Origin of the sequence: Actinokineospora cianjurensis (assembly GCF_003663795.1) — a bacterium.
Classification (GTDB): Bacteria; Actinomycetota; Actinomycetes; order Mycobacteriales; family Pseudonocardiaceae; genus Actinokineospora; species Actinokineospora terrae.
Genome location: NZ_RCDD01000014.1, coordinates 1 through 14649, shown reverse-complemented (window position 1 = coordinate 14649; position 14649 = coordinate 1). Strand labels below are relative to the sequence as shown.

5 protein-coding genes and 1 tRNA gene are annotated in these 14649 nt (G+C 72.3%); 3 read left to right on the top strand and 3 right to left on the bottom strand.

The window, feature by feature from the left end:
- Positions 1–2135: 2135 nt before the first annotated feature.
- Complete coding sequence (locus CLV68_RS33210) at positions 2136–4391, top strand: TNT domain-containing protein (protein WP_121394998.1); 2256 nt, start codon at positions 2136–2138, stop codon at positions 4389–4391.
- Entirely contained in the window at positions 4384–6306 is a 1923-nt protein-coding gene (locus CLV68_RS33205) for a TNT domain-containing protein (protein WP_121394997.1), read from the top strand. Before CLV68_RS33210 ends, CLV68_RS33205 begins: the two co-directional genes overlap by 8 nt.
- 883 nt (positions 6307–7189) lie before the next feature.
- Here CLV68_RS33205 and CLV68_RS33200 read toward each other — a convergent pair.
- From CLV68_RS33200 to CLV68_RS33190, 3 genes are all read right to left on the bottom strand, one after another.
- Positions 7190–9295 carry a hypothetical protein gene (locus CLV68_RS33200; RefSeq protein WP_121394996.1) on the bottom strand — a complete coding sequence of 702 codons (2106 nt, stop codon included), beginning with the start codon at positions 9293–9295 and terminating at the stop codon, positions 7190–7192.
- A 64-nt stretch (positions 9296–9359) separates the two neighbouring features.
- Positions 9360–9431 (bottom strand) — tRNA-Arg (locus CLV68_RS33195).
- Between the two features lie 86 nt (positions 9432–9517).
- On the bottom strand, positions 9518–12511 hold the full coding sequence (locus CLV68_RS33190) for an AfsR/SARP family transcriptional regulator (protein ID WP_246010257.1): 2994 nt from the start codon (positions 12509–12511) through the stop codon (positions 9518–9520).
- 191 nt (positions 12512–12702) lie between these two features.
- On the opposite strand from CLV68_RS33190, the gene CLV68_RS33185 reads away from it, so the two are divergent.
- Positions 12703–14316 (top strand): vWA domain-containing protein, encoded by a 1614-nt coding sequence (locus tag CLV68_RS33185; RefSeq protein ID WP_246010256.1) that lies wholly within the window; start codon positions 12703–12705, stop codon positions 14314–14316.
- The last annotated feature ends 333 nt before the right edge of the window (positions 14317–14649 follow it).

The window sequence follows — 14649 nt, the reverse complement described above, 5'->3', positions numbered from 1 at the left end:
CCCTCACCGGCGCAGCGCCAACCTCCACCCCCCAATCCCCCACCGGCAACCCCACCTCGGGCTCCCAACCCCACGGTGCAGCGCCCACCGGCAGCCCCACCCCAGGTACCCAGCCCCACGGCGGAACGCCCACCCCCAGCACCCAAACCCCCACCAGCGGCCTGGCACACCACCCCACCGGCAGCCCCGGCACCCAGCCACCCACCGGCGGCGGCCCCACTTCGGGCCCGCAGAACCCCGGCAGCGGCCTCGGCAACCCCTCGGGCACCGGCCCGACCTCGGGGACACCGGGCGGCCCCACCGGCAGCCCGACCCCCGGCACCCAGTCCCCGGCGGGCGGACTCGGCAACCAGGCAGCCCCGGGATCCCACTCCCCAGCAGGCGGCGCAGGCAGCCACCCCGCAGGACCGCAGCCACCGACCGGCGGACTCGGCAACCACCCCACCGGATCACCCTCCCCCACAGGCAGCCCGGGCAGCCACCCCACCACCCAGTCCCCGACAGGCGGACTCGGCAACCAGGCAGCCCCGGGATCCCACTCCCCAGCAGGCGGCGCAGGCAGCCACCCACCGACCGGCGGACTCGGCAACCACCCCACCGGATCACCCTCCCCCACAGGCGGTCCAGGTAGCCACCCCACCACCGCCCAGTCGCCGACCGGCGGCCTCGGCAACCCCCCGACCACCGGATCTCCCTCACCCGCAAGCGGCCCGGGCAGCCACCCCGCAGGACCGCAGTCACCCACGGGCGGACTCGGCAACCAGCCCAGCGGGAGTCCCCAGTCACCAGCAGGTGCGCTCGGCAGCCACGCGACCCCGGGATCGCAGTCGCCAGCGGGCAGCCTGGGTGGCCCCGTGACTCCAGGCGGACCGGGGAGCCACCCGACCTCGGGAACGCAGTCCCCTGCCGGTGGCCTCCCCGCCGCAGGGCTGAACACACCGACAGGCAGCCACCCGGGCGGAAATCCGGCAGGCGGCCCCGGCAACCACCCCACCGGCGGTCTGGGCCCACAGTCCCCCGCGGGCAACCAGTTCGCTGGAACGCCTGGCCCACAGGGGAGCCACCTCCCCGCGAGCCCAGGGTCCTTCGGCCCCACCGGCTCCCACCCGCCCAACACCCCCAGTTCGGACAGCCACCCCAACAGCTTCACCTCCCCCGGCAACGCGAGCACCCTCACCCCGCGCCACGACCAGACCCCGAACCTCCCCCCGCAGTCCTACGTGGGCGGCACCCCAGACCCGCGTTCCACCCAGTCCGACCCCGGTGGCGCACCAACTCCGCGCCAGGACCCCTCCGTCCACACCGGACGCCCGGACGGCGGTGGTCCGGCCAGGCACGCGGATCCCGGCGGCAGAGCGGACCCCGGATATCGCCCGGATCCCACTCGGCCATCGCCCGCGAACCGGCCTGATCCGGCGCACCACGTGGACCAGGGCAACCGGGCGGACGCCACTCGTCAACCCGGACCCGGCGGTCGGCCGGATCCCACGCACCGAGCCGACCCGGCCAACCGGCCCGACTCCACACGTGGCACGGACCCCGGGCACCGGCCCGATTCCTCCCGCCAGGCGGATGCCGCGGCTCGGCAGAATCCCGCACACCGGTCGGACCCCACCCGTCAGCCGGACCCCACCACGCGATCCGATCCCTCGCACCGCGCGGACCCCGCGCACAGGTCCGACACCAGCCGCCAGTCCGATCCCGCGCACCGGGCCGACAACGCGAACCGGCCCGACCGCTCGGATCCCGCGCACCGCCCCGAAGCTGGCGACCGGACCGACCCCACGCGCGGTCAGGATCCCCAGCACCGCCAGGACCCCCAGCACCACAACGACCCGCAACGCCACCAAGACCCGCAGCACCACGGCGACCCGCGGCAACACCAAGATCCTCAGCACCACCAAGACGCGCAGCACCATCAAGACCAGCAACGTCATCAAAACCCCCAGCACCACGACGACCCGGGCGCCCAGCAACCCCACCCCGGTCACGGCGATGTCGACCGCTCCTCCCCCGACATCGCGGGCAACTCCGACGACGGCCCCGCGCCCGACCCGGATCCCACCACGACCCCAGACCCGGACTCCACCTCCAGCGACGACGGCCCACCTCCCGTCGCCTCCCCCACCCCCCGCGTGGACGACAACGGCGTCCCACTCACCTACCTGGGCACCCGCCAGGGCGAGCACCCCTATGCCGCCATGGGCGACTACGTCCCCATGGGTGGTGACCGCTCCAACGGGATGGGGAGTTACGACCAGCGGACCCGTGGTCTTGTCGCCGACCACAACCCGTGGGGTTCGCACAGCGATCGGGACGACTTCAACCAGCACCACCGCCCGGACGGCACCTACCGGACCAACCAGTGGCCGCCGCACGGGGGTGCGGTGCCGGGGTCGCAGCGGGACGTCACCCTGCCGGTCGGGTCCGTGCTGGACCGGTTCGGCCGGGAGACCGGTCGGTACCTGTCGCCGATGGGGGCGGACGGGCAGCCGTACCACTACCGCGAGCGGGCGATCTTCCCCGACAACGCGGAGGCCGGCTACCACGTCTACGTCGTGCAGGACCCGTCCGGTCTGCGCGGTGAGATGGCCGATGTGGCGCCCGCGTTGGGGCAGCCGGGCGGTGGGCGGCAGTTCACCCTCCCCGACACCACGAGCGTCGAGCAGTTGTTGCAGCAGGGCGTGCTGCGCGAGGTGCACGTCGTCCCCACCGACGGCGCCATCCGCGGGGTGGACCTCAGTGCCGTCCCGGAAAGCCTGCGCCCCAACGCTTTCGCCACCCCCGCAGGCGGCGCGTTGTTCGACCGCGACGACGCCAGCACCCGTGCGGCGGCCGACGCGGTCACCCCGATCCCCGGGCACTTCGTGCTCGACGTCCACAGCGACGGTTCGGCCGCGGTGGTCAACGGCCAGCGGCTCGGCGGGGCGGAGTTGGCCGACCTGGCGCGGGCGATGGGCTGGAACGGGTCCGACCCGATCGTGCTCAACGCGTGCGAGGCCGGGCGGACCCCGGACGGTCTCGGCGCGGACCTCGCCAGGCACGCGGGCGTGCCGGTGATCGCGCCGACGGAGCGGTCGTGGTCGGGCGAGCAGAACACGACCCCGTACTCGTCGGGCGCCGACTACACCGACGCCGACGGGCGCACCTACCCGAGGATCCCACCGGACGGCGGCTGGAACTCCTTCTCCCCCGACGGGGACATGACGCCGACCGGCTCGAACGGACTCCCGGTCACCGACGCCACCGCACCGAGGTCCACATCGGACTCGACGCCGCCTGACCTGTCGCGCGGGCTGATCCAGTCCGACTTCACGCCGCCGCCCGCGCGCAACGCCGACAACCCGGTCCGCATCGACGTGGACGACCGCGCGAACCCGGACCCGAACGACCCGAACCGGCCGCTGCGGTCGGACGAGCCGTTGATCGGCCGGACCGGGCTCACCCCGAACACCGCGTACCACGTGGACGGTCGCGGCACCTACTACACCGACCACACCGGCGCGATCACCCACGCCGACCTGGTCTCGCCCAACACCCGCGACGACAGCAACCCCGACGTCGAGCGGCCCGCGCCGAACACCACCTACCGGGTGGACGTCGACGGCGCCGAGCACCGCTACACCACCGACGACCGGGGCTTCCCGCCCCGCTACCTGGAGTGGAGCGAGCCGTACACCACCAACCCGGACAACCCGGTGCGCGTGCCGGCGCCGGGCGCCGTCCCGGGTGACCCGCTGGGGCCGCTCGGGCACCGGGAGGCGTTCAGCGACCGGACGAACCTGCCGCCCAACACCAGGTTCGACGTGCCCGGCCGCGGCACCTTCTACACCGGACCGCCGGACGCGAACGGCTTCGGCCGGGTGGTGGCGGTCGAGGCGGTGTCGAGCCCCGGTGGACCGCGCGACAGCGCCAACCCGGACCTGAACAACTTCCACCCCAACACCGTCTACGTCCTCGACGGCAGCTACGTGATCTCGACCAACGAGCACGGCATCGCCGCGGAGGCCACCGACGAGCGCACCTACGGGCCGAGCAGGCGCGAGACCCGCAACCAGTGGTCGCAGGACATCGTGGCCGGTGTCGGCGGGTCGAGGTTCGACGGCGGGCACATCAAACCCAACCAGGTGACGCAGCCGACACCGGACGCCGTGGGGCAGTTCCCGCAGCTCACGACGCAGAACCAGGGCCGGGGCACGCCCAACAACCGGGACACCTGGTACGGGCAGGACATGCGGGTGGCCAGGGACCAACGCGGCGGCGCCCGCGTCGAGTGGCACGATTTCCAGGGTGACGGCGGTCCGACCCCGCACCAGGTGCACACCAGGTTCGTGCTGACCGACGCCTCCGGGGCACCCCGGATCATCCTCAGGAGATACGACAATGTCTGACGCGGACGGCACGATGTCCGAGGCCGAGAAGGCCGCCCGGTACGGCGAGCTGATCCAGCGGATCGGCGGCGCGCTGCTGGCGGCCGTCCCGCCGCAGTGGCGCAGGCTCGACCTGGTGGCGACCGTGGCCGCCTCGGTCCAGGAGTACGGGCTGGTGGTGCACCTGGCGGACGGGACAGCCGTGGCGCAGGAGCCGCCCGCCGAGGTCGCCGACGCGTTCGTGGCGCTGCGGGAGGTGACCTACACCCGGGAGAGCGGCGCGTGGTTCACCGCGCGGTTCGTGATGAACCCGCCGACCGAGTACCACGTGTTCTACAACTACCAGCAGGAGCCCAGGTGGGACCCGCCGGTGCCCGCCGAGGTGTTCGCGCGCGACCTGGAGCGGTTCCCGAGGGTCGACGACCAGGTGCCGAACTGGCTGCGCCGCCGTCTCGGCCTGCCACCGCTGCCGGTCTCGACCGAGCCCGCGGGCATCGTCGAGCAGCGGGAACTGGGGCAGCGGATCAGCGACCTGCTGGTGACCAGGGCGCCGAGCGACTGGACGCAGCTGCGGGTGGGGTACCGGGCGGCGGGGCAGTACACCGAGCTGCGCGGCAAGGTCATCGGCCTGGACGGGCAGGTGCGGGACTGGGCGCCGCCCGCCGAGGTCGCGGACGAGTTCGCGGTGCTGCGGGCCAGGATGGCGCACCCGGAGCGCGGCACCTGGTCTGGTGTGCAGGTGATCGTGGAGTACCCGTTGCGCGCGAGCACGAGCTACACCTTCGAGGACCCGGGCTGGAACAGCGCACCGCCGCGCCCGGCGATCCTCGACGAGCTGAACCGGTTCCCGCGCTCACCCGAGCACGTGCCCGCGTGGATGCGCGACCTGGTGCCGGACCTGGACCAGGTGCTGGCGGCGCGGGCCCAGCTGCGGCACGCGCGGGTGTTCGACCGCCGCGAGCCGGACGGTCGCCCGATCGTCGAGCGCCCACCGGTCCCCGCGGACCAGGTCGCCGGGGTCTTGCACTACCTGACCCACGCGCACGTGTTGCTGGGCGGGCGCGGGTATGACCCGGACCTGTTCGTGCCGGAGAGCGCGCCGGACGTACCTGCCGCGTTCTCCACCGACGGCACGTGGATCTGGCCCGCATCGATCCCGCACTACCTGGCCAAGCACGGCATCCCACCGGAGGCGGACCTCGTCGAGCACATCCGGGCGGCAGGGTTCACGCCGCCGCCGGTGGACGCTGCTGCCGCGGCTCTTGCGTACACGGCGCTCACGGGTGAGGTCGCGGCTGGTTCGGCTGTGTCGGCTGTTGATGATGACCGGGCGGAGTTGGCGTGGATCGCGTTGGCGCTGTCTGAGGCGGGTGTGTCTCCGCGCGCGTACAGCTTGGACGGTCCGGTCGACGAGAGTTGGTCGCTGGAGCAGGTAGACGGGCAGTGGCAGGTAGCGCAATACGAGCGCGGTAGGGCCTTCGCGGCACGCCAGTTCCCCACGCTGACCGAGGCGGGCGCGTACCTCCTGGGCACGCTGACCATCCTCCCCGCCCGCCGCCGCGCGGGCTTCCCCGACAACAACACCGTCGCCGCCCTCAACGACTGGCCCATCCAGCCCCTCCCCGGCGAGCCCCCGCTGACCCTGTTCACGCACAAGCGCACCGCCTGGCTCCTGGAAGGCCGCGAGATCATCCGCCACGGCACCGCGGACGGGAACCTGGTGTTCGCCCCCAACACCACCTTCCCCGAGATGTCCCTGCGCCCCGACCGCGAGTCGGACCCCACCCACCGCTACCGGGTAACCCGCGACCTCCCAGTCCTGGCAGGCACAACCGTCCCCTGGCACAACCAACCCGGCGGCGCCACTGCCTACCTGCTCCCCCACCCCATCACCCACCACCTGGCCAACGGCAGCCTCACCGACATCACCACCTAGCTCCTCCCCGGGCGGCTGCTCCCATTCCCGAGCAGCCGCCCACACGCCCCTCGCTCCACTTCCGGGGCTGACAACCGCTGTCCCTCAGCAGCACTCTTAGCCCACACAGAACCCCTTACACCTCTTAGCCCCGCCCCAGCCGCGCCCCCACCCAGACGGCTTCGCGCGCGCACGCCAGTCCGGCCCCAGCCCCCACCCTCTCCGGGGGGCGTCCCAGGTCCCAGCCTACCGGTAGCCGCCGACAGAGGATCTTGAAACAGCGGTCCGAAGATCCAGATGTGGATAACTTTTGTCGCTGGGACGGGTGAACCTCAGAGCGGGTCGAATGAAGAGTTGCCTGGTCAGAGCTGATGCGACCACTGAGGACAGTCGCAGCGGGTCGCCGCCAGACCGAAGTCGATCGGCGGGAGATCGACCAAGCGCGGCAAACCGGCTTTGGTGTCCACAATGGACAAAGGTGCGACCGCGCGGGCACCCGGACCTAACAGCGCCACCCGGCCGTCCGCCGACATCCAACACAGCGCGCACCCCGCCGGACACGGACTCACCGCACCGCGAAGCTCACCCGAGCCCCTAGCCCCGCCCCAACCGCTTCGCGCGCGCCCGCACGCCAGTCCCGCCCCAGCCCCCACCCTCTCCGGGGGGCGTCCCAGGTCCCAGCCTACCGGCACCCCCCGACAAACGATCTTCACACAGCACTCCGAAGATCCACATGTGGACAACTTCTGTCCCTGAACCGGGTGAAACTTCCCAGCAGCCACAACACAAACACCCAGCTCAGACCCAACCCAACCCGCCACCACCAGCACCACAACCCGAAGTCATCCGGCGAAAGATCAACAACCGCCACCACCCAAGCCCAACCGTCCACAATGGACCATAATCAACGCCGCGACACCCCGGGCCAATAAGCAGGCCGCTCCACCCACCCCAACAACCGCCGCCCACCCCCAGGCGCCGACCCAGCGGCCCCGAACCGGCCGCCTGCGATCACGTACTCCAGCCCCCGCACCACGTGCGTCAAGTCCGGGTGGTCCGCCAACCGCTGGACGAGGGCGCGCTGCTCGTCCGCCGGGCAGAAGCTCAGGAAGAACACCGCCTGCCGCCAGGCGTAGGCGATGTTCTTGACCTGGACCAAGGCCGTGTGCCGGTCCACTGCCCGCTGGGCCCCGCGTCGGGCGATCCAGTTCAGCACGCGACGAGCCAGGTCAGGTCCGCTGGCCCTGAGCCAAGGGGTCAGGTCGAGCGCGTCGGTGAGGACGGCCAGGTTGTGGGTGGTCAGGATCTGGCTCTGCTCCAGGACGGCGCCGTTGCTGGCGACGTAGGACGTGGGGGCACCGGCGGCGACGGCGCGGTCGTGGCAGAGGTCGGCGAAGGGTGTGGGCCAGGAGGTGGGGAGGTCGTAGTAGTGGGCGTAGAGGGTGTCGTGCATCGTGCGACTGGCCACCACCGCGGCGGCGCGCCACTTGTCGGTGAAGCGGCCCATGAAGATGTCGGCGGCGACCTCCTCGACCAGCGGCAGGTCCAGGTCGGCGAGTCGGGCCAGGGTGCGGAGTTCGGTCACCAGGGGGTTCGGGGTGATCGTGTGCGGGAACGCGGTGAACACCAGTTCCACCGTCTCGCGCAAGGCCCGGCGCGCGCTGCCGTCGTCGGGGCGGGGCTCGGGGTCGGCGACGACCCACGGCAGTTCGGTGAACTGGACCTGCTTGGCGAGGTTGAGCAGCAGCAGGCTCCGCCGATCGCGGAACGCCGTGTACGTGCGCTCGTGCAGCGTCGCCAGCACCGGGTCCGCGATCCGACCCGCGGCCAGCCGGGACGTGCGCTGCGGGAGCACGGCGGCGATGGCCTCGCTCGAGGTGAGCACGCCGCGACGGACCAGGTCGGCGGCGGGGGCGTCGAGCGCGCGGCTCAGCTTGGTGACCAGGTGCGCGGGCGGGTCCAGGTCCGCGGTGATGGGCTCGACGGCGGGGATACCGCCGTGCCGGGGGTACGCCCGCAGGCGCTCCGCCATCCGAGCGGCGATGTCGGCGTAGGTCGACGACTCGACCGGCTCGACCGCGCGCGGCGTGGTCAACGCGTTGGCCAACGCGCGACGGATCCAGCCGACCTGGCGAGGACCGAGGTCGGCGCTGTCGTGCGGGCACAGCAGCAGCGCCGCGTGCAGGCGGGCGAAGTTGCTCCTCGGGTGCGCGTGCCTGCCGGTCACCGGCCCGGGGAGGTCGGCGAGCCACCGTTCGCGCTGCTCGGCCCAGTCGTCCGGCCAGCGGGTGCACGGCCAACCGCCGACCACCGCGCCGTCACGCAGACTCGGCAACGCGCCGTCGACCGTCCGCGCCCAGAGCGCCACCAGCCGTTCGTACCGGGGGTTCCAGACGGTCACCGTCTCCCGCATGGCCGCGATCTGCGCAGGTACGGTCACCTGCTCCAGCGTGTTCATGACGCTACCCACCGAGCGCACACGGACAGCGTCACCTGAGGGCACGGCGATCGCGTCGAAGGTCGGCGTGAACTTCAACCGGTCGATCCACGGCCAGATCGCCTCAAGCAGGTCGAACGCCTCTTGGTCCCTACCTGCCGCGAACAGCGCCACCGCGACCGGTATCGCGGCCTCCTCAGGCAGATCGATCCGGTACTGCCCGCTCCTCAGCGCCTCAAGCAGTTCGGCCTGCCCGGCGTCGCTGAGGAACTGCAGGTTCTGCCGCTCGCGCTCGGTCGACCCGGGTGCGGCCGCCCTGAGCCGGGCCCGGTCGTGCCCGGTCAGCGGCTGCTCGGCGAGCAGGCGCCCCGTGGCGAACCCCCCGTGCACGACCTCGACGGTCACCCACGGCGGCACCCCGGTCACCGGTGTCCGGCTGCCGACGGTCACCTGGCCGGTGCTGATGCCGTCGAGGACCGCCCGCCACTTCCTGGCCTTGGCCGCGGCGCCCCGGCCGCCCTCGCCCAGCGTCGCCAGCGCCCGCAGCCACTGCCCGTACGCGTAACCAGACACAGTCGACTCCCCAGGCAGCCATGCAGGCGAGCACGGCCTCCCCCGGGCAGCGTGTGCTCCTCAGACATGGAGGCGGGACTCGAACCCGCGCCCTCCCGGTCCGAAGCCGGGTGATCTACCGCTGATCTACTCCATGGTGTGTCCACAGCATACGGTCCGCCCCCGTGAACCCCTTGTTACCCAGGACACCCCGGTATATACAGAAACTCCGCGCCTAGAGCATCACGGGACGCGGGCGGCGAGAGCGTCGGCCTCGGTGGTGGCGTTTGCCTGGTAGTAGAGCGACCGCGCGCGAGACCAGTGGTGGGTCGCGGTGGCGTCATCTCCGGTGCGTGACTCCAAGTCGCCCAGGTCGCGGTGCAGGTGGGCGAGCTCGTAGTCATCAGGCACGGCGGTACGGATAGAGAGGCTGCGTTCCAGGTGGTCGCGAGCGGCCGCGAGATCCCCGCCCGCCAGGTAGGCGCGGCCGAGTTGGTTGAGCGCGGAAGCCTCGCCGTGCCGGTCGCCGACCTCGTGGCTCAGGTCGAGCGCCTCACGGAAGTGGGCCAACGCCTGCGGGACGTCGCCCGCGTCGAGGTGGGCGCGGCCGGTGTCGAGCAGTGATTCCCATTCGAGCCAGCGGTCGCCGATGGCGCGGCTGACCGTGACGGCCTGGCCGAGGTGGGTCAACGCGGCGTGGTGGTCGCCGCGCTGGAGCAGGGCCTCGCCGAGGGTGTCGAGGGTGGCGGCTTCGAGGCGGGCGTTGCCCAGGCCGCGGAAGGTGGCCAGCGCGTCGGTGAGGGGGACGAGGCTTTCCTCGGCGCGGCCCATCCGGACGAGCGTGTGGCCGAGGTTGCGTTGGGACAGCGCGCGACCGAGGTCGCTGCCCGCCTCGGCGCACCGGGCGACCGCGAGCCGGTGCGCGGCGATGGCCTCGTCGAAGCGCCGCAACTCGGCGTACGCGTTCGCGATGTTGTTGTGCACGTGCCCCTCGCCGACCAGGTCACCAGCAGCCCGGACCGTGCGCAGCGCGCTCTGGTTCGTCTCCAGCGCCTCCCGCAACCTGCGGGTCATGAAGTAGGCGACACCGAGCGCGCGCAGCATCTCCGCTTCCGCTACCGGGTCGCCCAGCGCAGTAGCCGCCGCGGCGCCTTGGCGGCAGAGCTCGACTCGGTCGTGCCAGTGTCCGGTGGCATCGAAGAAGCTCGTCAGCAAGTAGGTGAACTGCCAGGCCGAGTCGAGCCTGCCTAACTCGCGCGCACATTGCGCCACCGCACGCAGGTTGGGCCGTTCGGCGTCGAGGAAGGCCAACGCGCCGTGCCTGTCGTTGAACGGGACACGCGTGCGCGGGTGGCGCAGCGTTGGCGTCACCAGATCCCGGTTCGGGTCGATCACGCGGTTAGCCTCATCGGCGACTACCAGGTACCAGTCCACCAGCCGCGACAGGGCCAACGCGCGCTCGTCCCGCTTAGCCCTGCCTGCGGCGAACTCCCTTACCAGGTCATGGAAGCGGAACCTGTCAGTGTCGACCTCGGTTATCAAGTGGGCGGCCGACAACGCCTCCAACGACTCCCGCGCACGCTCTAGAGGAACTCCACACAGCGTCGCCCCAAGCGACGCGCTGACCGTGGTCCCCGGTGCTACTCCCAGCAGCCGGAACATCCTGGCCCTACCGGGCTCCAGCGGATCGTAGGCACTGGCGAACACCGCACGCACGGTCCTCGTGTCGCCCTCTACCGCCAGGGTGTCCAGCCTGCCCGCGCCCACAAGCTCCGCGGCCGACTCCGCCACCGAACGCCCAGGTGCCGCGACCAGCCGGGCGGCCGCGAGCCGGAGCGCCAACGGCATCCCCCCGCACAACCGGCTCAACCTCGCCGCCGCGCCCGCCTCCCGGCTCACCCGCTCAGTGCCGATGACCCTGCTCAGCAGCTCTAGCGACTCCGTGTGCCCCAGGCTGTCCAGCGCTACCAGACGCACAGCGTGCCGCGTGCCTAGCGCCGCAAGCGTCTGCCTACTGGTCACCACGAGCAGCGACCGACCACTGCCCGGTACTAGAGGCAGCACCTGGTCGGCGGTACCAACGTTGTCGACCAGCACAAGGCAGCGCCGACCGTGCAACAGCGAGCGGTAGAGCGCTGCCCGCTCGGTCAGCTCAGCCGGCATTCGCTCGTCCGGTACGTCCAACGCGCGCAGTAGGTGGGCAAGGGCATCGGCGGCGGTAAGTGCGCGCCCAGCATCTTGGCCGCCCAGGTCAAGGAAGAGCTGACCGTCAGGAAAGCGGTCGGCGACCCCGCGCGCCCACTGCACCGCCAGCGAGGTCTTGCCCATACCCGCGGCGGCGGAGATCACCACGACCGGCCGCTCGTCACCCGGGTCGGCGACCACCGCGTCCAGTGTGGACAGCTCGGCGGCGCGGCCGGTGAAGTGCCCGACCCCGGCCGGGAGCTGGGCGGGTCCGCGCGGGGTCGGCCGGGGGTCCAGCTCGGGGTCGCGGCGCAGGATCGCGGTGTGCAGCTCGACCAGCTCCGGGCCGGGGTCCACGCCGAACTCCTCGGCGAGGCGGGTGCGCAACGCGCGGAAGACCCCTAGGGCATCGGTGTGCTGGCCGCGCCGGTGCATCGCGAGCATGCACAGCCCCGCCAGCCGCTCCCGCGTCGGGTGCGCGGCGACCAGGCGGGGCAGCTCGCGGGCCGCCTCGGCGTGCCCGCCCAGGCGCAGCTCGGCGTCCCACAGGTCCTCCAGGGCGGAGAGCCGCAGCTCGTGCAGGGTGTCGACCTCGCCGCACCCCCAGCTCTCCAGCGCCGCGTCGGCGAAGGCGTCCCCGCGCCAGAGCGCGAGCGCCTCCCGCAGCAGCGGCGCGGCGGCCTCGGCGGCGTCGCGGCCCAGGTGGTCGCGGGCGGAGCGCACCAGCCGGTGGAACCGCAGCGCGTCGACCACCTCGGGCTCGACCTCGAGCAGGTAGCCGGGCTCCCTGGTGCGCAGCACGGTCGGGAAACCGCAGGCGGTGAGCGCCTGGCGGACCCTGGCGACGTGGCTGTGCAGCGTCTTGACCGCGGTGCGCGGCGGGTTGTCGCCCCAGAGGACGTCGATGAGCCGGGACGCGGGGAGCACCGAGCCCGCGTGCAGCGCCAGCACGCCGAGCACCGCCCGCTGGCGGGTGCCGTGCACCAGCGCGCGCCCGGCCGGGCCGACGGCCTCGACCGGACCCAGCACGCGCAGCTCGCCGGGTCCGGTCACCCCAGCTCCTTCCGCGGCACTTGGTAAAGGGAGCGTAACGACACCGCTGCGCTGCGCAAACACCCAACCGGTTGAGGTGGGGTGCCGCGAAACCGCGAGGTGGTTGCGTTCCGCGACAACCATGCCACAACCGGTCGCGGCCACGCTTCGGTTCGCCCTGTTCACGGCTCGTCCCGCGAGGAGACACCCCGATGCCCACCAGCTCACCCGGCCGCCGCCGGACGGTCATGGCCGCCGCCGCGGCGATGGTCGCCGCCGTCCTGCCCGCCTTACCCGCCGCCGCGGCCCCCGCCGTGGCCAAGGCCGTCCCGCCGCCTGCCGCGAGTCCCTGCGGCCCGATGGACGTCACCTTCGTCATCGACGACACCGGCAGCATGGGCCCGGCGATCGCCAACATCAAGACCGGCATCAACACGATCATCTCGGACGTGGCGACGCTGTCCGGCGGGGACTTCAAGCTGGGGCTGGTGAGCTTCAAGGACAACGTGCGGGTCTTCAACGACCTCGCCGCGGGCAACCAGGCCGCGGTGACCGCCGCGGTCAACGGACTGGTGGCCACCGGCGGCGGGAACACCCCGGAGGCTTCGGACGAGGCGCTCAACACCGTGGTCAACAACCTGCCCGCGCTCGGCCGCCCGCAGACCGGTGACTTCGTGGGCACCTGGCGGTCCAACGCGACCAAGATGGTCGTGCTGGTGACCGACGCGCTGCCCGGCGGCTTCGACGACGCGCACACCGCCGTCGACGTCACCAACGCCCACCAGCGGGCCCTCGACGCGCAGAACGACATCAAGATCAGCAGCGTCTACATCCCCACCGGCGGGGTGTCCGCGCCGATCGTGTCGATCATGCAGGACTACGCCAACACCACCGGCGGCGTCTACACCCTGGCCGCGGCCAACGGGTCCAACACGGCGACCACCATCCAGCAGTCCCTGCGCAACTGCAGGCGCACCGACGTGTTCGTCCGCGACCACGTCGCCGACACCGGTGTCGAGCCGCACGGCCTGAACCCGATCTGGACCAGCCCGGACATCACCGTCTGCCCGACCGCGGCCCCCTGCGCGGGCGCGAACCCGGTCGTCGGGTCCACCAGCTACATCCACGTCAAGCTCAACAACCCGGGCCCCAACGGCTCGGGCACCGCGACCGGCAACCTCAAGCTGTACTACACCGCCCAGGGCGGCGCGGCGGTCTGGCCGACGCACTGGACGCACATCAACACCGCGGTGAACGTGACGGTGCCCGCGGGCACGACGAGCGTGGTCGTCCCGTGGAACGGCGTGCCCGGCCCCGGCCACTTCTGCCTGCTGGCCCGCTGGGAGTCCGCGACCGACCCGATGACCTTCGCCGAAGGCCCCAACACGCTCACCAACACCCGCAACAACAACAACATCGCCTGGCGCAACGTCGACACCGTGCGCGTCGTGCCCGGTAAGCCCACCACCCGGCCGTTCACCCTGGGCAACCCGAACCCGCGGGCGCTGACGAACCTGGTCTTCACCGCACCCGAGGGCCCCTTCGCGGGCAAGGTCGTCATCGACCTCGGCCAGACCCTGACCGCCCGCTGGAAGGAGACCGGCCAGAAGGGCGAGGGCATCCGCCAGGTCGGCGAGACCCGCTTCGAGATCGCCGACCCCAAGCAGGCCCGCATCCTCGGCCTGGCCATCGACCCCAAGGAACGCTTCGAGACCAAACTCGAGTTCACCCCCACCGACCAGACCCGAGCCGTCCTCTGGCTGAACCAAACCGACGACCGAGGCGAAGACCTCGGCGGCGTCGAGTTCCGCCTGACCACCGGCTAGAACCCGCGGGGTGAGGAAACGGCGAGCGGCCCGGCCACCGGCGCGGGACCCCCGGGCCGCTCGCCCACCGCGCGGGAGGGCGCGGCTCCTCACCACCTCAGCCCCGGAGCACGGCCCGACCACCCCAGTGGCCGGGCCGTTCGGCTTTCTCCTACATCGCCCAGCCCATCGCCCGACCGTCCTCATCGGACCGGCGGCGCCTGACCGGAGACCGCGGCCGAGCACGGCTTGAATTCCCGCCACCGCCACCGCCACCGCCACCGCCACCGCCACCGCCACCGAGCCCACGTCGGCGCCGTGCCTGGCCCGCCTGGTCTGGCCTGCCGACCCGCC